Source organism: Guyparkeria halopsychrophila (genome assembly GCF_044582135.1).
Classification (GTDB): Bacteria; Pseudomonadota; Gammaproteobacteria; order Halothiobacillales; family Halothiobacillaceae; genus Guyparkeria.
In genome coordinates, this window is sequence record NZ_JBDODP010000001.1 from 166,463 (window position 1) to 184,349 (window position 17,887).

Consider the following 17,887-nt stretch of genomic DNA (forward strand, 5'->3'; position numbering starts at 1 on the left):
GGCTCAGATGGAAAGTCCCTTCAGGCGCGCCTGGCGGCCGTAGACCAAGTTGGCCAGCGCTCGCGACAGCATCACCGCGGTGAACACCGAGGCGAGAATGCCGATCGACAGCGTCACGGCAAAACCCTTGACCGGCCCGGTGCCGAAGGCGAACAGGGCAAGTGCCGCCAGCAGGGTGGTGATGTTCGCATCCAGGATGGTGGCGAACGCCCGCTCGTAGCCGGCCTTCATCGCCGCGTGCGGCGTCATGCCGTTCCTGACCTCCTCGCGGATGCGCTCGAAGATCAGCACGTTGGCGTCCACCGCCATGCCCACGGTCAGCACGATCCCGGCAATACCCGGCAACGTGAGTGTTGCCTGCAGCATCGAAAGCACCGCCACGATGATGACCAGGTTGGTCACCAGCGCGACCACGGCGATCACGCCGAACACGCGGTAGTAGATCATCATGAAGATCGAGACCAGCACGAAGCCGAGAATGGCGGCGTTCACACCCGCCTGGATGTTCTCGGCGCCCAGGCTCGGACCGACGGTGCGCTCCTCGACGATATCCATCGGGGCACGCAGGGCGCCGGCACGTAGCAGCAGCGAGAGGTCACGCGCCTCCTGCGAGGAGTCGAGACCGGTGATCTGGAAGCGGTTCGCCAGCTGGTCACGAATGGTGGCGACGTTGATCACCTCCTCGACCAGTTTCTTTTCCTCGATCAGGTTGCCGTCCTCGTCGACGGTGGTGTCGATGCGGTTCTCGAGGAACACCACGCCCATCTGCTGGCCGATGTTGTCGCCGGTGATGTCGGCCATGCGCCGCGCGCCCTGGCTGTCGAGGTTGACGAATACCGCCGGCGAGCCGGAATCCTGATCGAAACCCGAGGAGGCCCCGGTGACCCGGTCGCCCGTGACGATCACCTGGCGCTTGAGCAGCACCGGGCCACCATCGCGACGGTGATAGAGGCGTGCCTGCGGCGGCACGCTGCCGGACTCGTCGGCATCGACCCAGTCGGCCGGCGCGCCGTGGATCAGGCGGAATTCCAGCGTGGCCGTTGCGCCGAGGATCTCCTTAGCGCGCACCGTGTCCTGGATGCCCGGCAGCTCGACCACGATACGGCTGTCGCCCTGCTGCTGGATCAGCGGCTCGGCCACGCCCAGTTCGTTGACGCGGTTGCGCAGGGTGGTGATGTTCTGCTCGAGGGCGGCGCGGCGCTCGGTCTCGACACCCTCATCGGTCATCGTCGCCGTCAGGTACGGATCACCGTCGATTTCCGCCGAATCGAGCTCGAGATCCTCGTAGTCTTCCGTCAACTGCTCGATGGCCTGATCCCGAGACTCGGCATCACGGAAACGCACCTGGATGCGCTGCTCGTCGGTGACCTCGGCGGAGACATAACGCAGGCGCTCGCCGCGCAGGTCGGCACGCATGCCATCAACACGACGGTCCAGCGCGGTGTTGACCGCCGCGCCCATGTCCACCTGCATCAGGAAATGGACGCCCCCGCGCAGGTCCAGGCCCAGATACATCGGCAGGGCGCCGAGATCGGTCAGCCAGGTCGGCGCGGCCGGAGCAAGGTTGAGGGCAACGGGGTAATCACCGCCGAGGGCGGCGCGCACCACGTCGACCGCCTCGAGCTGATCGTCCGTGGAGTTGAAACGGATCAGACCGGAGTCGTCCTGCATCTCGGCACGGATGTAATCGATGCCGGCGGCTCGCAGAGCGCTTTGCGCCTCGGACAGGGCGGCCTGTTCCATGCTGCCGTCGCGCTTGGATATCTGCAGGGCCGGCTCTTCACCGAAGAAGTTCGGCAGGGCGTAGAACAACCCCACCAGCACGACAACGACGACGATCAGATTCTTCCACAGGGGATAGCGGTTCATCTTCTAGGCCTTCGCGTGGAAAGGCGCCCCGGGACCGGGACGCGACCCGCCGACACGCATCCCTGGCCGGCGGGCGACAAAAACAAGAGGGCCCGCCATGCGAGCCCTGGGAAATAGCGAGGATCAGGCCTCGCGTGCGTCCTTGATGGTGCCCTTGGGCATGACCGTGCTCACGGCGAACCGCTGCACCACGATCGTGGTGCCTTCGGCGATTTCCAGCACCAGGAGCGTGTCACCGAGATCGACGACACGACCGAGCACGCCACCAGTGGTCGCCACCTCGTCGCCCTTCTCGATCGCCTCGATCAGCTTCTTGTGCTCCTTCTGACGCTTGATCTGCGGACGGATCAACAAGAAGTACATGACGGCGAAGATAAGCAGCAGCGGCAGGAAGGTTGCCAGCAGGCTCGGCTCACCGGCCCCTTCCGCCTGGGCCATGGCATCGCTGATAAAGAACATCGTGGTGGTCGCTCCCGATTTCGTGTTGTTTGGTTGGTTTTGAAAACAGCCCCGGAGTATGCCACAAGCCGAAGAAATCTCAGTAGGGCTGGGCGACCGCACCGCCCGGGGCGTTCACACTGGCCACTGGCCTTACCGAGCGATCACGCCCTTTCTCCGGAAGCGGCGCGCCCTTATCCCGATCAAACGCCGCGTTCGCGCTCGGTGTAGAAACGGCTGCGGAATGCCTCGAAGGCATCGACCTCGATCGCCGCGCGCATCTCGGCCATCAGCACCTGGTAGTAGTGCAGGTTGTGGATGGTGCACAGCCGCGCGCCCAGCACCTCGCGCGCCTTGTGCAGGTGCTTGAGGTAGGCGCGCGAGTAGTGCCGACAGGTATAGCAGTCACAGTTCTCGTCGAGCGGCCGGACGTCGGTGGCGTAGCGGGCATTTTTCAGGCGTACGTCGCCGTAACGCGTGAACAGGTGGCCATTGCGCGCGTTGCGCGTCGGCATGACGCAATCGAACATGTCCACCCCGCGGGCGACCGACTCGACCAGGTCTTCGGGCTTGCCCACCCCCATCAGGTAGCGGGGGCGATCGGCCGGCAACTCGGGCAGGGTGAACTCGAGCACCGCGTTGCGCTCCGCAAGCGGCTCGCCCACCGAAAGGCCACCCACGGCGTAGCCATCGAAACCCAGGTCGACCAGCCCGGCGGCCGACTCGCGGCGCAGGGCCTCGTGCATGCCGCCCTGGACGATGCCGAACAGGGCGCGATCCGAGCCTTCCGGGCGGAGCGACTCGAATGCCGTCTTCGACCGCGCCGCCCAGCGCAGCGACAGGCGCATCGAGGCACCGGCCACCTCCGGCGTGGCCGGGTACGGCGTGCACTCGTCGAAGATCATCTGGATGTCCGACCCCAGTTCGTGCTGAACCTGCATCGAGGATTCGGGGGTGAGCATCACGCGATCGCCGTTGACGGGCGAGGCAAAACGCACGCCTTCCTCGGTGATCTTGCGCATCTCGGCCAGCGAGAACACCTGAAAGCCGCCCGAGTCGGTCAGGATCGGACGCTCCCAGTGCATGAAGTCGTGCAGGTCACCGTGCAGGCGAATGATCTCCGTGCCCGGACGCAGCATCAAGTGAAACGTGTTGCCCAGCACGATCTGCGCGCCCAGGTCGGTCAACTCCTCCGGGGTGAGCGCCTTGACCGTGCCGTAGGTACCCACGGGCATGAATGCCGGCGTGTCGATCACGCCGCGGGCGAAGCGGACCTGGCCCCGGCGCGGCCCCGCCAGACGGTCGGCATCGGTCTTGGTGCGGGTGCAGTCATGCAGCTCGAATTTCATGCGGTCTGTGCGCCCTCGACGCCGGCAGTGGTCTCGATGAACATGGCATCACCAAAGGAATAGAAGCGGTAGCCGCGCTCGATGGCCTCGCGATAGGCGGCCAGCACCCGCTGGCGCCCCGCGAACGCCGAAACCAGCATCAACAACGTCGAGCGGGGCAGGTGGAAGTTGGTCAGCATCGCGTCGATGACGTGCAACGGCTGGCCGGGGTAGAGAAACAACTGGGTGTCGCCGACGAACGGGCCGATCTCGCCGCGTGCGGCGGGCTCGGGGTGCGCCCGGGCGGCCGTTTCGATCGCCCGGACCGCCGTGGTGCCGATCGCGATCACGCGATTGCCGCGCCGACGGGCCGCGGCGACGGCCTCGACCGTGGTCTGCGGCACCTCGGTCCATTCGCGATGCATCTCGTGCGCCTCGATGGTCTCGCTGCGCACCGGCTGGAAGGTGCCCGCGCCGACGTGCAGGGTGACGAAGGCCGTCTCGACACCCTTGGCGCGTAGGCGCTCGAGCAGCGCCTCGGTCAGATGAAGTCCGGCGGTGGGGGCAGCCACCGCGCCGTCGCGACGGGCAAACACCGTCTGGTAATCGTGGCGATCCTGGTCGTCGTCCGCGCGCTCGATGTAGGTGGGCAAGGGCATGTGACCATGCGCCTCCAGCCAGCCCAGCATGCCGGCCGAAGGACGGGTGCCGAGCAGTCTCACCTCGAACAACGCCCCGTCACGACCGGTCACTTCGAGTCGAGCGCCGCCCTCCATGATCAGCTCGGCGCCGATCCGTGGCGAGCGGCTGCTGCGCAGATGGCACAGCGCCCGCTCGGTATCCAGCAGCCGTTCGAGCAGGAACTCCACCTTGCCACCAGAGGCCTTGTGCCCGAAGGCTCGGGCCGGGATCACGCGGGTATCGTTCAGGAGCAGGAGATCACCCGGTGCGATCAGGTCGGGAAGATCACCGATGTGGCGATGGATGAACTCACCCGTCGCCGGCAGCACCAGCAGGCGCGCCGCTTCGCGCGGCTCGGCCGGGCGGGCGGCGATCCGTTCGGGGGGCAGGTGGTAATCATAGGCGTCGAGCTTCATGGCCGGCGCAGTCTACCCCGCCGCGCGGGGACAGGCCACCAAGGGAACCAAGAGCACGGGCAAGCGGCACTTGCGCTCGATATCGGCCCCAGGCCTTCCCCCGCCAGAAGACCCAACTCGCCGCCCTGTCCGAGGTGAAACGCCAAACGCGGCTGCCGAAATCGACGAGGGACACCCCAAAACAGGTCGCGACCCTGCTCGGCCCGGGAATGCCAAAACGCACACGCAAAAAACACCCGAATCTGAGTCACTCAGAGGGTGGTCTTGGGTCATCGTTTACGAAAAAGAAGGAGGGCCTTCCTGGCCGGGAAATGATCCTGCCCTGCGGCATGGATCCGGCGCATTGTCCCTGTGCTGAGTCTTGGGTCCCGATCCCTGGGTCCGGTGTGGCGAGTGCTTTTCCTTAAGACAAGGGCAAAATCCGTTGCCGATCCTGTTGATTCTTGTCTCGCCGCTGACCGTTCCTGCGGTTGCTTGTTGTTGCCGGCGTCTACCACCGTTTTTTTTCAGCGATGCCATCCTGCATCAAGCACGCGTCCTGCGCGGAATCGTCCCTTGCCGTCCGTGGCAGCGCCCATCCTGGGCACTTGGCTAGATCCGTTTACCGGGCCCGGCCTCCTTGCCGAACGCGCCGCAGCCTTCCTGGCGGCCCACAAACAACCTGGGCTCTATCCCGAAGTCCGGTTGTTTACGGTGCGCTTCCTTAAAAGAGCGCCGTGCGCGCGTCGGGCGAACCCGACCACCCGGTCTGGCAGATCCTCTGCCGGTGCATCCTGCGCGGACATCCTGTCCGCCGTACGATCCCTCGGCCTCCCTGGCCGGTTGGGCTTCCTGCCCTGTGCATCCAAGCACGGGTGCATGATGCGCGCTCTGACGCCGGCTGGATAGACGAAATTGCCGAAAGTTTCGTAGGAATTTTCGATTTCTTTTGTAGGAATTTTCCTACACGGGCCGACTACCCGATCGGCCGCGCCGGGAAATCGTGGCAACCGTGGGCGAAAAAGCGGGTGACCGCATCGAGGAATCCGGCCGTGTCCTCGATGTGCGGCCAATGGCGCGCCTGTTCCAGGGTGACGATGCAACTCTGCGGAAAGTCGCGGCCGATGCGCTCCTCGTCGCCCGCCTCGATATACGCCGACCGAGCGCCACGGATGAACAGCGCCGGCCCGAGGTAGAAACCCGACAACGTCGGCATGTCGGACGTCTGCTCGTAGGCCGCCTTGAGCTCAGGCAGGTTGAACCGCCAGCGCCACTGACCGTCGACCTGCTCGAGGTTCGCGGCGAGGAATGCTCGCACCTCGGGCTCGAACACATGCGCGGCCATCTGCTGACGCGCCTGGTCACGCGACTCGAGCGTTGCCAGGTCGACGGCATCCAGCGCCGCGAAGACATCCTTGTGCCACGGCGGATACCACTTCGGCGCGATATCGACCACGGCCAACCGGGCAATCCGCTCGGGGTGACGATCGGCCAGCACCATGCCGAGCTTGCCGCCTAATGAATGGCCAATCAGGTGGGCGCGCTCGACTCCAAGCCGATCCATCACCGCGAGGACGTCTTTGGCCATCGCCTCGTAGGAAAGCCCGGGGGCATGGGGCGAACGACCGTGGTTGCGCAGATCGAGATTGATGACCCGGTAGTTCGCGCTCAACGATTGGGCGATGCCGCGCCAGTTCGACAGCGAGCCGAACAATCCGTGCATGATGATCACCGGCAGACCGCCGCCACGCTCCTCGAAGTGCAGGTCGACCGCCGTGTTTGCCCCGCCGTTTGCTTGCGTGCTCATTGAAATGACATGTCTCTGTTGAGGAAGGCCTGCATGAATCCGATGCCACTCTGGCCCGGCGAGTCGTTCGTGATCAAGGCGCGTCGTCTTGGCGTGCGTTGGCCACGCCAAGACGACGCAACGCCGAGCACGGGCGACTCGCCGAGCCCCGCAGGGTGAGCCTTGAGTCGGGCACCTGCTGCGTTGTCGCCCTTGGAAAGAGAACAACTCTTACACAGCGGACGATCGCCTTGCATCTGCCCGACTCAAGGCACGCAGAGCGGTATCGGATTCGTGCAGACCTTCCTTGGTGGAATCGGGCGCCCCAATCGGGGGCATGCGAGATCGTGAGATACTACCAAACGCCAGCCCCAACGACCGCCGAGCCCTCATGACCGACCCGATCGAACCCGAACGCCCGCCCCTCGACGACTGGCCCCGCCCCGACCTGCCCCGCGGGCGCACCTTCCCGGCCCAGTTGCTGCTGACCGCCGAACTGCTCGAACGCATCACCGAGCAGGGCCTGCCCGCCGACCGCAGCCTGCAACGGGAGTTGGCCACGCGACGCAAGATGGGGCGGCGGGATCGTGAGCGGGTGCGCGAACTGACCCTGTTCGTGTTGCGACAGCGCCGAGCGCTCGATTGGCTGCTCGACGAGCACGCGCCAAGCATGGCCGCGCGGGTCGCCGCGACCCTCTCGCTGGCCGAGGCACTCGACCCGGTGCTCGCCGAGGCGGCGGGGCTGACACCGGAAACCACCGCCACCCTGGCACGGCGGCGCGCCCAGCCGTTCGACTCCCTGCCCTGGAGCGTTCGCTTCAATCTGCCACCCGCCGCCGCGGAGCAATGGCAGGCCTGGCAGCCCGATCACCCGGAGTCGCTGGCCCGGGCACTGGATGGCCGCGCCCCCGTGGATCTGCATGCCAATCCACGCCACGGCGAGCGCAACGCCCTGATCGACGAGCTGGCCGAGGCGGACATCGAGGCCAAGACCATCGCGGGACTGCCGCTGGGCATCCGGCTCGAGCACCCCACACGCCTGACCCGCCTGCCCAGCTTCGAGGCCGGTGGTTTCGAGATCCAGGATGCCGGCAGCCAGTGGGTGGTACGCACGCTTGAAGCCCAGCCGGGCGAGCGGGTGCTGGACCTTTGTGCCGGGGCCGGTGGCAAGACCCTCGGGCTACTCGACGAGGCCCGCGGGCAATTGCACCTGACCGCCTGCGACCTTCACCCCGACCGTCTCGATCGGTTGCGCACGCGCGCCCAGCGTCATGGCGACACCGAACTCGAGTTGCGCACGGTGGATGCCACCCAGCCACTGCCCGTGGATCTCGCCGAATTCGATCGCGTGCTGATCGACGCCCCCTGCAGCGGCTCAGGCACCTGGCGACGCCACCCGGAACTGCGTTGGGCCGACATCGACTGGGATGGCCTCGCCCAGACGCAGCGCCAGCTGCTCGAACAGGGGGCGAGCGCCACGCGTCCCGGCGGGCGGCTGGTCTACGCTACCTGCAGCCTGTGGCCGGCGGAGAACGAGGCCATCGTCGCGGCCTTTCTCGCCCGGCACCCCGACTGGAATACGATTCGCCCGTCGCTCGACGATCTGCCCGATGACACCATTACCGCCGCCGGCTGGATCCGCCTGCGCCCCGACCAGCATGGCTGCGATGGCTTTTTCATTGCCTGCCTGCAAGCGCCGACCGACCCTTCGCCCAACCGATCGGTCGCTTGAGGCATAATCGGGGCCACCAATCGAATCCGAACACCGCTGTACCAACGGCCCGCCGGGCCCCGGAGTCCGCATGCAACGCCCTTCGCCGACCCCAATGCTGTCCCGCCGCCTCGGTGCCGGGATGCTGCTGGCCACCCTGCTGTTGGCCGGCTGTGGCCAGAAAGGCCCCCTCTACCTCCCCGCGGACGAACCGATCACCTCGACCGACGACACCGCATCAGCCGCAGCCACCACCAACCAGGACTGACCCCGGAGCCTCGCCGTGCCCCAGAGCGAACTGCCCCCCTTCTTCTCCCGCAATGACGTCGGTGATCTTCAGATCGAGCAGGTCAGCGCCGGCGAAATCGTCGAGCATTTCGACTCGCCCACCTATGTCTACTCACGGGCGGCGATCGAATCGGCCTTCAATGCCCTGACCGCCGCCTTCGGCGAGCGGGCCCACCGCATTTGCTACGCGGTCAAGGCCAACAGCAACATCGGCATCCTCAACGTGCTCGCACGCCTGGGGGCCGGCTTCGACATCGTCTCCTACGGCGAGCTGGCCCGCGTGATGGCCGCCGGCGGCGACCCCGGCCGATGCGTGTTCTCCGGGGTGGGCAAGTCGGCCGACGAGATCCGCGGCGCGCTCGAGGCGGGCATCGGCTGCCTGAACGTCGAATCCGAGGCGGAATTGCAGCGCATTGCCGACATTGCCGCCGCAATGCAGCAAATCGCGCCGATTTCGCTGCGCGTCAACCCGGACGTCGATGCCCGCACGCACCCCTACATCTCCACCGGGCTCAAGGACAACAAGTTCGGCATCGCGATCGACGAAGCGCTGCCGCTGTACGAGTGGGCGCACGCGCATCCGGCACTCGAGGTCACGGGCATCGATTGCCACATCGGCTCGCAACTGACCGACGTCAGCCCCTTCCGCGATGCCGCCGAGCGAGTGATGAATCTTGCGCACCGCCTGGCCGAGCGGGGCATCACCCTCCAGCACCTCGATCTCGGCGGCGGGCTCGGCATCCGGTACACCGACGAGACCCCGCCGGCGGCTGCCGACTGGATCGAGGCGATCCGCTCGGTGGTCGACGCGGACCCGCTGGCCCGCGAGCTGCCGATCTGGATCGAGCCGGGTCGCTTTATCGCCGGCCCGGCTGGGGCGCTGCTCACCCGGGTCGAATACCTCAAGCCCGGTGAGCACAAGTCGTTTGCCATCGTCGACGCCGCCATGAACGACCTGATGCGCCCGGCCCTCTACGGCAGCGACATGGCGATCGTCCTCGCTGGCCAAGCGCCGGGCGACCGCGACATGGACACCTGGGAGATCGTCGGCCCCATCTGCGAGACCGGCGATTTTCTTGGCCATGGCCGTGCCTTGGAACTGGCCCAGGGTGACCTGCTCGCGGTACTGGGCGCCGGTGCCTACGGCTTTTCCATGGCCTCGAACTACAACACCCGCCCCCGCACCGCGGAGGTGCTGGTCGACGGTCACACCGTCCATGAAATCCGCCGGCGCGAACCGCTCGACTCCCTCTGGGCCCTCGAACAACTCCCTGTCGCCGACTGACCCAGTCGGCCACCCCGCCATCGCCCCCCGACGGCTTTTTAATAGCCAATCTCTATAGAAAAGATCGATAAATACAATTTCTTTCGATCAAATCCCTCGACTAAGCTCTATGGCATTCGCAGCCATGTGTAGGGAGCATCCCGTGGGGATGTTGCCCGCCCACTTCTGCGAGCATTGCATTTGTCGATTTCGACCCCAATTTCTCGGGGCAACGGGTATGTCAGCGCGATTCGCTGCCGCCCGCCCCGGTTTTACGTCATTTTTACTCTCAAACTGATATAGGAGACTTTCCATGCTGGAAAATCGCGAAGGCCAGAAGGTACCCAACGTCACCTTCCGCACCCGTCAGAACCACGACTGGGTCGACGTGACCACCGACGAGATCTTCAAGGGCAAGACCGTCGCCGTCTTCTCGTTGCCGGGCGCCTTCACGCCGACCTGCTCCTCGAGCCACGTGCCGCGCTTCAACGAGCTGGCGCCGGTGTTCAAGAAGCACGGCGTCGACGAGATCGTCTGCATCTCGGTCAACGATGCCTTCGTCATGAACGAGTGGGCCATCGATCAGGACGCCAACCGGATCCGCTTCATCCCGGACGGCAACGGCGACTTCACCGATGGCATGGGCCTGCTGGTCGACAAGGACGACCTCGGTTTCGGCAAGCGCTCCTGGCGCTATTCGATGCTGGTCAAGGACGGCACCATCGAGAAGATGTTCATCGAGCCGGAGAAGCCGGGCGACCCCTACGAGGTCTCCGACGCCGACACCATGCTCGACTGGCTCGCACCGAACGCCAAGAAGCCGCACTCGATCATGATGTTCTCGCGCAAGGGCTGCCCGTTCTGCGCCCGCGCCAAGGGCATGCTGCACGACGCGGGACTGGAGTTCGACGAGATCATCGTCGGTGAAGATGTCGACCTGCGCGCCCTGCGCGCCGTGGCCCAGACCGAAACGGTCCCGCAGGTCTACATCGACGGTCAGCGCGTCGGTGGCAGCGAGGAAGTCGAGACCTGGCTCAAGCAGAAGGGCTACTGATCACCGTCTGATCTGATGCCAGCACCGGCCCGGGATCCCCGGGCCGGCTTTCGCCTGCCACGCAGGGCAAGGCAGACGAAAGCCTCACTCAGCTTCAATCGTGCGTGGACCTGCCGACCAGACCGGTCTTGGCACCCCACCGCATTTTCTGACACCCCTTTCGGGAGACATCCATGAGTGGCAAGCATTTCGACATGATCGTCCTTGGCGGCGGCTCCGGCGGTCTGGCGGTCGCCGAGCGGGCGTCCCAGCACGGCAAGCGGGTCGCCGTGGTCGAGCCGACCGCGCTCGGCGGCACCTGCGTCAACGTCGGTTGCGTGCCGAAGAAGGTCATGTGGTACGCCGCCAACCTCGCCCACGACCGGGTGGATGCCGCCGACTGGGGCTTCCCCGAGGCGCCGGGCGCGGTGGACTTCGGCACGCTGGCGAAAAAGCGCCGCGAGTTCATCGCCGGCATCACCCGTTTCTGGGACGGCTACGCCAAGGACCTCAAGCTCGAGGTCATCGACGGCTACGGTCGCCTGGCCGGTGACAAGAAGGTCGATGTCGACGGCACCACCTACACCGCCGATCACATCGTGATCTCCACCGGCGGCCGCCCGCTGGTGCCGCCGGTGCCGGGCGCCGAGCACGGCATCACCTCGGACGGCTTCTTCGAGCTCGACGCGTTGCCGAAGAAGACCGCCGTGATCGGCGGTGGCTACATCGGCGTGGAACTAGCCGGCGTGCTGCGCTCGCTGGGCAGCGAGGTGACCCTGCTCGACATGCTCGACACCGTGCTCGCGCCGTTCGACCCGCTGATCCGCGAGACGGCCACCGAGAACCTGCACCAGATGGGCATCGAGACCCACCTGCCGTATAAGGTCTCCAAGCTGGAAAAGACCGACAAGGGCACGATCATCCGCGGCGCGGACGGCGAGAAACTCGGCCCGTTCGACCAGGTCATCTGGGCGGTCGGCCGCAAGCCGAACACCGATGACATCGGTCTTGACCAGGCCGGCGTCGAGGTGGAAAAGAACGGCATGATCCCGGTGGATGCCTATCAGAACACCAATGTCGAGGGCATCTACGCCATCGGCGACATCATCGGCAAGTACCCGCTCACCCCGGTGGCCATCGCCGCCGGACGGCGGCTATCCGATCGCCTGTTCGACGGCCAGAACGACGCGCACCTCGAGTACGACACCATCCCGACGGTGGTCTTCGCCCACCCGGCGCTGGGCACCGTGGGCCTGACCGAGCCACAGGCAATCGAACGATTCGGCAAGAAGCAGGTGACCGTCTACGAGACCACCTTCACGCCAATGCGCTACGCCCTCTCGGCCCACGGCTTCAAGACGGCGATGAAGCTGGTCTGCATCGGCAAGGAGGAACGCGTCGCCGGGCTGCACCTGGTCGGTGATGGCGCCGACGAGATGCTGCAGGGCTTTGCGGTGGCGGTGAAGGCCGGCCTGACCAAGGGCCAGTTCGACGACACCGTCGCCCTCCACCCGACCTCGGCCGAGGAACTGGTGACATTGAAGAGCCCGCGCGACTGACCGCAAGAGGCATTCGTCCGAAACCAAAACGGCCGGCACGGGGCGACCCGGCCGGTTTTTTTTGAGGTTCATCCATGTTCCTGGAACTGCGCCACCTGAAGACCATCCGCGCCATCGAGCAGACCGGCTCGCTGGCCGCGGCGGCCGAGCGTCTGCACCTGACGCAGTCGGCGCTGTCGCACCAGATCCGCGCGCTGGAGTCCTATTACGAGACGCCGCTGTTCTCGCGCAGCTCGCGTCCCATGCGACTGACCGAGGCCGGACGGCGCCTGCTCGCGGCCGCGGATACCGTGCTGCCGGAGGTGGATCGGCTCGACCGCGACCTGCGCCAGATCGCCGGCGGGGCGACCGGGCGGTTGTTCCTGGCGCTGGAGTGCCACTCCTGCTTTACCTGGCTGATTCCCACCCTCGAGCGCTACCGCGCGCAGTGGCCCTCGATCGAGACCGACCTGTCGATGTCATTCAGCTTCGATGCCATCGACGCACTGCGCCGCGGTCAACTCGACGGGGTGATCAGCTCCGATCCGGTCGATGACCCGGAATTGCGCTTCGAGCCGCTGTTCCACTACCCGGTCGTGCTCGTGCTCGCCCCCGACCACCCGCTGGTCGCCGAGACGCACATCACGCCCGAAATGCTGGCCGACCAGACAGTCATCAGCTACCCGGTCGAGCGCGAACGGCTCGACATCTACCGCCGCTTTCTCGACCCGGCGGGGGTCGAGCCGGCCGGGTCGCGGCGCTCGGAACTTACCGCGATGATCGCCCAGTGGGTTGCCAGCGGTCACGGCGTGGCGGCCCTGCCGAAATGGGCCATCAGCGACGAGCTTACCCGGGGGATCGTCATCGCCCGGCCGCTGGGCGATGGCCTGTCGGCGACCATGCACCTGGCGGTGCGCCGCGACGAGCATCGACTGGCCTACATGGATGCCTTCCTGCGCCTGGCCCGCGAGCAGGCCGGCGAACGGCTGGGCGACATCACGCTGGCCCGCCCCGACCGCTGATCGCCTCGGACGGTGACACACGCACCACGGGCGGGACCGGGCTCTCGCGGGCGAAGCGGTAGCCCTGCATCAGGTCGATCGCCAACCCGCGGATGAGGTCGACCTGGGCGTCGGTCTCGACATTGTGCGCGATCACGGTCACGCCGAGGGTCTCGGCAATGGTCAGCAGGCCATCGATAAAGGCCCGGTCGCGGCGGCTGACCTTGCGGTCGCACAACCAGTCGGCCTCGATCTTGACGTAGTCGACGTCGAATCGGCGCAGGTAACTCAGAGTTTCGCGGCCCGAGCCGGCATGATCGATCGCCAGGCGCACCCCGGCGGCCCGCAGATCGGCCAGCGGCCCGACCAAAGGCCCGATCTCGCCAGCCAGCGGGCTTTCGCTGATCTCGATCACTACCTGTGAGGCCGCGAGCGGCGAGCGCTCGATGGCCGCGAGCAGGAAGTCGATGAAACGTGTTTCCATCAGGCTGGTGGGCGCGATATTGAAAAACAGCCGCCCGGCGAATCCCTCCATCAACGGATCACCCAGCGCCCGCTCGACCACCTGCCGGTCGACCCCGTCGATCAATTGATCACGCCCCAGGGCGCGCACGAATTCGGCCGCCGGCACCAGCCGATCACCCACCCGGCTGCGGGCGAACACCTCGGCACCCACCTCGGCACCGTCGGCCCGGCGAATCGACTGGTAGACCACCGACACCGTCGCCGGGTCGATCGCGGTAATCGACTCGTGCGTCGCACCGTCGGCCTGCTCGACGGCCCGGACCTCGTCGCGATTGGCCACCGCCAGTCGGTTCTTGCCGGCGGCCTTGGCGCGGTACATCGCCTGGTCGGCCAGCGAGAACAGCGCCTGCGCCGAGGCCGGGTCCACCGCATCCACGGGCCCGACCGCCAGACCGATCGACAGCGACAACACCAGGGACTCGCCATCGGGGGCGGCGACCACCGCCTGCTGACCCCGGGCGAGCAACCGCTCGGCCACCTGCTCGGCGGTCGCATCGTCGGCATCGGGCAGGATGGCGACGAACTCGTCGCCGCCGTACCGGGCGACGATGTCCCCATCGCGCAGGCTGGTGGTCAACAGATCGCCGACGCGACGCAGGTAGTCGTCACCGAACCCGTGGCCATAGCGATCGTTGACCCGCTTGAAGTCATCCAGGTCGATCACCATCAGGCCGAAGCGGTACTCGTGACGCTGGGCGCGGCCGATCTCGTACTCGAGCAGCGACCAGAACATGCGCTGGTTGTACAGGCGGGTGAGCGGGTCGCGGGTGGCGAAGTACTCGAGATCCTCGGTGTGACGCTCGATCGCGCGGACCGAGCCGACCACGTTGATCAGGGTCGAGAGGATCGACTCGATCACCAGCTTCTTCACCGGCACACGCGCCTCGCCCATCGGCACGACCAACCCCACCATCCCCCGCATCGGCGGCAGGTCCATCGAGAGGGTCTTGGTATGCAGGTCGATGCGGCCGGCATCGGTCACCGGCGGGCCCTGCCGGCCGGGGTGCTGGCGCGGCGTGATGTCATAGGTCTGGTTACCGAAACCCTCGCCCACCCGCCGGCTGATCTCGCGGTCAAGTCGGGCGGCGACCACCTCGTCGACCTCGCCGTGCCAGAACACGTCCACGCCGATCGGCCGATCGGCGATCGAGAAGGCCGTGAACACGCCATGCACCGTGAACTGCCGGTTGATCTCTTCGAGCAGGTCGCGCACGTACCGACGCCAGTCGCGCACGACGTCCGAGGTGATGACGAAATGCTCCAGCAGTCCGATCTCGAACTCCAGCAGGTTGCGGTCGATCGCCACGTCGCGGACCTTGTCGGTCAGCGCATCGACGCGGGAGAGGACCTCGTCGAACTCGGTAAAGCCGGTCGAGGCGCCCGCGAAGCGCAGGTCGGCCAGGTCCTCGACCCGATTGACCTGTTCGATCGAGCGGTTGAGCCGCTTGACCGACCGCCCCAGCCGCCAGCTAAGCAGCCCGGCGATCAACAAGGCCGCCAGCACCGGGGCCGGCACGATCAGCATCAGCCGCTCGACCAGATCCTCGTGCGCCTGGTTGATCATCGGACCGATCGGCTGACGGATCGAGAGCACGCCGAGGACATCGCCGGCACTGGCGTTGACGTGGCATTGCAGGCATTCGGCGCTGGCGATCAGCGGGCGGTCGTAGCTCACCATCTGTGCACCGGCCTCGACGTGGGTCCGGCGCGTCTCGAAGGCGGCCATGGCGGCCTTGTCCGGGGCGGGCTGCTCGAGGCGCCCGAACAGCTCGTTGACCCGGGAGCCACGATAGACGTTGATCACCGCACCGGGGTCGGCCCGCTGGTTGAGGGAATCGAGGAACTCGTTGAGCTGATCCCGCGTCCAGCCCTGACGCATGATCTGGTACATGGCATTAAAGGTGCCATCGGCCAACACCCGGGCGTTCTGCACGCTGGCGCGCTGCACCGCTTGGGTGAAGACCGCCTCGGTGGCCAGATACACCGCCGCGGTGACCGCCACCGAGACGACCAGCGCGACGACCAGCATCAGCGCGCGCAATGACCGGAACCAACCGATCACATGGGAGAGAAGGCCTACCGCCTTCCTCCCCGACGATTGCCCGTTGTTCCCCATCGGCCTTTACCCATCCTTGGTCGAGAAAACCGCCAACCTGCTCGGCTGTTAATCAAGCGCTCTCCGTAGCCCGCCGCGACAAGACCACAAAGACCGTGTGGTCATTATTGGCCGATTAGCATAACGTCGCCGCCGCGCCGGCTGAAATCAGAATTAAAAAAAGCATTATCACATATTTGAATATTCTGTTTTCAATATACTCAATCATTACCGCAAACACCCCTCTCTAACGGGGGTTTGTCGTCACCAAAATCGGCAGAAAACGACTGGCCAGCCGCGACCGTGACGACTATGGTCAAACCAGCCCTCCCCAGCCGCCAGCGGGGAACCTCGATGCCCACCGGAGGTCCTGCCATGCCAGACCCCGATCTGTCTCGACGACGACTGCTGCAACTGGCCGCCGCCGGCCTGGGCGCCGGCTGGCTGCCGGGCGCGTTTGGCCAGGACACGCACGAAACGAACGCCCTCATCACCCGTCGCCTGCCGGATGGCAGCGAGCTGCCGGCCATCGGCATGGGTACATGGATCACCTTCAACGTCGGCTCGGATCCCGAGGCCCGGGCCGGGCGCACGGCGGTGCTGCGGGCCTTCTTCGAGGCCGGCGGGGCGCTGGTGGACTCCTCACCCATGTACGGCTCGTCCGAGGCGGTGCTCGGCCACGCCCTGAGCGAGATCGGCGGCGACCCGCCGCTGTTCGCCGCCTCCAAGGTCTGGACCCCGGACGAAGATGCGACCGCCGAGCAGGTCGCCCAGTCGGAGCGTCGCTGGGGCCTCGAACGGATGGACCTGATGCAGGTGCACAACCTGGTCGCCTGGGAGGCGCACCTGGCACACCTGCTCGAGATGCGCGAGGAGGGTCGCCTGCGGTTTGTCGGCATCACCACCTCGCATGGCCGTCGGCACGCCGAGATCGAATCGATCATGCGCGACTGGCCGATCGATTTCGTTCAGGCCAGCTACAGCCTGGGCAACCGCGAGGCCGAACGTCGCCTGCTGCCGCTGGCCGAAGAGCGCGGCATCGCCTTTATCGCCAATCGGCCCTTCCAGGGCGGGCGCCTGATCGATCGGGTCAAACGCCACCCGTTCCCCGACTGGGCGCGCGAGGCGGGGCTGGCGAACTGGGCCGACTACCTGCTCAAGTTCCTGATCGCCCACCCGGCGGTCACCTGCGCGATTCCCGCCACCAGCCGGGTCGACCATATGCGGGAAAACATGACCGCGCTGCGCGGGCCGCTGCCTGACAAGGCCCTGCGCCAGCGCATGGTCGAGCACGTCCGGGGTCTTTAAGACAGCCAATGGACACCTGGCTCAGCTACCGCCTGGCCGATCTACTGATGTTCTCGCCGGCCATCTATGCCCGGGTGTTCGAACGACTGAACGATGCCCTGTGGCCGGGCCACGTGCTGTTGGCTGGCCTGACCGCGGCGATGCTGGGGCTGGCCGCTTTGCGGGCTGGCAGCGCTCACCGGCTGGCTGCCGTGCTGCTGGCCGCAGCCTGGATCTGGGTGGCGTGGCGCTTTTTCGGGCTCTACGCGGAAATCAACCTGGCCGCGCCCTGGTTTGCCGCCCTGTTCGCGGGCCAGGCCGTCGCCCTGCTGACCCTAACCGCCATCGGGCCGGGGCTCGCCCTCGGCCGCCCGCGGCGAGTCCGTCACTGGCTGGGGCTGGGTCTGGCCACCTGGGGGCTGGCGCTTCACCCGCTCGCCTGGTGGGCGGCCGGGCGTCCGCTGGCGGGAACGGAACTGTTTGCCGTCGCGCCCGACCCCACGGCCATCGCCACCCTCGGTCTGCTGCTGATGGCCGACCTGCCCCGGCGAGGCCGGCTGCCGATTCGGGGCATACTGCTCGTCCTGCCGGCAACCTGGCTCTTGATTTCGGCACTGACCTGGTGGGCGTTGCTGACCGCCTGAGGAT

General features: G+C 66.4%; 14 protein-coding genes. 8 read left to right on the top strand and 6 right to left on the bottom strand.

Annotated elements, in window-relative coordinates; translation table 11 throughout:
* Nucleotides 1-3 precede the first annotated feature (3 nt).
* The 5 genes from secD to ABGV18_RS00805 all read right to left on the bottom strand — a co-directional run bounded on the left by secD (nt 4) and on the right by ABGV18_RS00805 (nt 6,518).
* Nucleotides 4-1,869 (bottom strand): protein translocase subunit SecD, encoded by a 1,866-nt coding sequence (secD, locus tag ABGV18_RS00785; protein ID WP_396584393.1) that lies wholly within the window; start codon nt 1,867-1,869, stop codon nt 4-6.
* Between the two features lie 123 nt (nt 1,870-1,992).
* Entirely contained in the window at nt 1,993-2,328 is a 336-nt protein-coding gene (gene yajC, locus ABGV18_RS00790) for a preprotein translocase subunit YajC (protein WP_396584394.1), read from the bottom strand.
* 182 nt (nt 2,329-2,510) lie between these two features.
* Nucleotides 2,511-3,656, bottom strand: coding sequence for a tRNA guanosine(34) transglycosylase Tgt (tgt, locus tag ABGV18_RS00795; protein WP_396584395.1), 1,146 nt, complete (start codon nt 3,654-3,656; stop codon nt 2,511-2,513).
* Nucleotides 3,653-4,732, bottom strand: a complete 1,080-nt coding sequence (queA, locus tag ABGV18_RS00800) for a tRNA preQ1(34) S-adenosylmethionine ribosyltransferase-isomerase QueA (protein ID WP_396584396.1) — start codon at nt 4,730-4,732, stop codon at nt 3,653-3,655. The genes tgt and queA overlap by 4 nt, the downstream gene beginning before the upstream one ends.
* A 955-nt stretch (nt 4,733-5,687) precedes the next feature.
* Nucleotides 5,688-6,518, bottom strand: a complete 831-nt coding sequence (locus ABGV18_RS00805) for an alpha/beta fold hydrolase (RefSeq protein WP_396584397.1) — start codon at nt 6,516-6,518, stop codon at nt 5,688-5,690.
* A 370-nt stretch (nt 6,519-6,888) separates the two neighbouring features.
* Here ABGV18_RS00805 and ABGV18_RS00810 point away from each other — a divergent pair, with 370 nt between their 5' ends.
* The 6 genes from ABGV18_RS00810 (at nt 6,889) to ABGV18_RS00835 (ending at nt 13,353) form a co-directional block, all read left to right on the top strand.
* The gene (locus ABGV18_RS00810; RefSeq protein WP_396584398.1) at nt 6,889-8,229 is read left to right on the top strand and encodes a methyltransferase domain-containing protein; all 1,341 of its coding nucleotides are present in this window, start codon (nt 6,889-6,891) and stop codon (nt 8,227-8,229) included.
* Nucleotides 8,230-8,299: 70 nt separating this feature from the next.
* Nucleotides 8,300-8,476, top strand: coding sequence for an LPS translocon maturation chaperone LptM (gene lptM / locus ABGV18_RS00815; protein ID WP_396584399.1), 177 nt, complete (start codon nt 8,300-8,302; stop codon nt 8,474-8,476).
* Between the two features lie 15 nt (nt 8,477-8,491).
* A complete protein-coding gene (lysA, locus tag ABGV18_RS00820) occupies nt 8,492-9,781 on the top strand; it encodes a diaminopimelate decarboxylase (RefSeq protein ID WP_396584400.1) in 1,290 nt (429 codons plus the stop codon).
* Between the two features lie 292 nt (nt 9,782-10,073).
* On the top strand, nt 10,074-10,814 hold the full coding sequence (locus ABGV18_RS00825) for a glutathione peroxidase (RefSeq protein ID WP_396584401.1): 741 nt from the start codon (nt 10,074-10,076) through the stop codon (nt 10,812-10,814).
* A 173-nt stretch (nt 10,815-10,987) separates the two neighbouring features.
* Nucleotides 10,988-12,352 carry a glutathione-disulfide reductase gene (gene gorA / locus ABGV18_RS00830; protein WP_396584402.1) on the top strand — a complete coding sequence of 455 codons (1,365 nt, stop codon included), beginning with the start codon at nt 10,988-10,990 and terminating at the stop codon, nt 12,350-12,352.
* A gap of 74 nt (nt 12,353-12,426) precedes the next feature.
* Nucleotides 12,427-13,353, top strand: a complete 927-nt coding sequence (locus ABGV18_RS00835; RefSeq protein ID WP_396584403.1) for a LysR substrate-binding domain-containing protein — start codon at nt 12,427-12,429, stop codon at nt 13,351-13,353.
* Here the strand turns inward: ABGV18_RS00835 and ABGV18_RS00840 are convergent.
* A complete protein-coding gene (locus tag ABGV18_RS00840) occupies nt 13,328-15,973 on the bottom strand; it encodes a diguanylate cyclase (protein ID WP_396584404.1) in 2,646 nt (881 codons plus the stop codon). The genes ABGV18_RS00835 and ABGV18_RS00840 overlap by 26 nt on opposite strands.
* Nucleotides 15,974-16,327: 354 nt before the next feature.
* Between ABGV18_RS00840 and ABGV18_RS00845 the strand changes: the two genes are divergently transcribed.
* Both ABGV18_RS00845 and ABGV18_RS00850 read left to right on the top strand, forming a co-directional pair.
* A complete protein-coding gene (locus ABGV18_RS00845; RefSeq protein WP_396584405.1) occupies nt 16,328-17,260 on the top strand; it encodes an aldo/keto reductase in 933 nt (310 codons plus the stop codon).
* Between the two features lie 8 nt (nt 17,261-17,268).
* On the top strand, nt 17,269-17,883 hold the full coding sequence (locus ABGV18_RS00850) for a DUF6064 family protein (protein ID WP_396584406.1): 615 nt from the start codon (nt 17,269-17,271) through the stop codon (nt 17,881-17,883).
* Nucleotides 17,884-17,887: the final 4 nt, after the last annotated feature.

Coding starts and splice junctions, on each gene's coding strand:
- ABGV18_RS00840 (WP_396584404.1), bottom strand. CDS start 15,973: ATGGGGAACAACGGGCAATCGTCGGGGAGGAAGGCGGTAGGCCTTCTC.
- ABGV18_RS00835 (WP_396584403.1), top strand. CDS start 12,427: ATGTTCCTGGAACTGCGCCACCTGAAGACCATCCGCGCCATCGAGCAG.
- tgt (WP_396584395.1), bottom strand. CDS start 3,656: ATGAAATTCGAGCTGCATGACTGCACCCGCACCAAGACCGATGCCGAC.
- ABGV18_RS00825 (WP_396584401.1), top strand. CDS start 10,074: ATGCTGGAAAATCGCGAAGGCCAGAAGGTACCCAACGTCACCTTCCGC.
- queA (WP_396584396.1), bottom strand. CDS start 4,732: ATGAAGCTCGACGCCTATGATTACCACCTGCCCCCCGAACGGATCGCC.
- lptM (WP_396584399.1), top strand. CDS start 8,300: ATGCAACGCCCTTCGCCGACCCCAATGCTGTCCCGCCGCCTCGGTGCC.
- yajC (WP_396584394.1), bottom strand. CDS start 2,328: ATGTTCTTTATCAGCGATGCCATGGCCCAGGCGGAAGGGGCCGGTGAG.
- ABGV18_RS00805 (WP_396584397.1), bottom strand. CDS start 6,518: ATGAGCACGCAAGCAAACGGCGGGGCAAACACGGCGGTCGACCTGCAC.
- gorA (WP_396584402.1), top strand. CDS start 10,988: ATGAGTGGCAAGCATTTCGACATGATCGTCCTTGGCGGCGGCTCCGGC.
- ABGV18_RS00810 (WP_396584398.1), top strand. CDS start 6,889: ATGACCGACCCGATCGAACCCGAACGCCCGCCCCTCGACGACTGGCCC.
- ABGV18_RS00850 (WP_396584406.1), top strand. CDS start 17,269: ATGGACACCTGGCTCAGCTACCGCCTGGCCGATCTACTGATGTTCTCG.
- secD (WP_396584393.1), bottom strand. CDS start 1,869: ATGAACCGCTATCCCCTGTGGAAGAATCTGATCGTCGTCGTTGTCGTG.
- ABGV18_RS00845 (WP_396584405.1), top strand. CDS start 16,328: ATGCCAGACCCCGATCTGTCTCGACGACGACTGCTGCAACTGGCCGCC.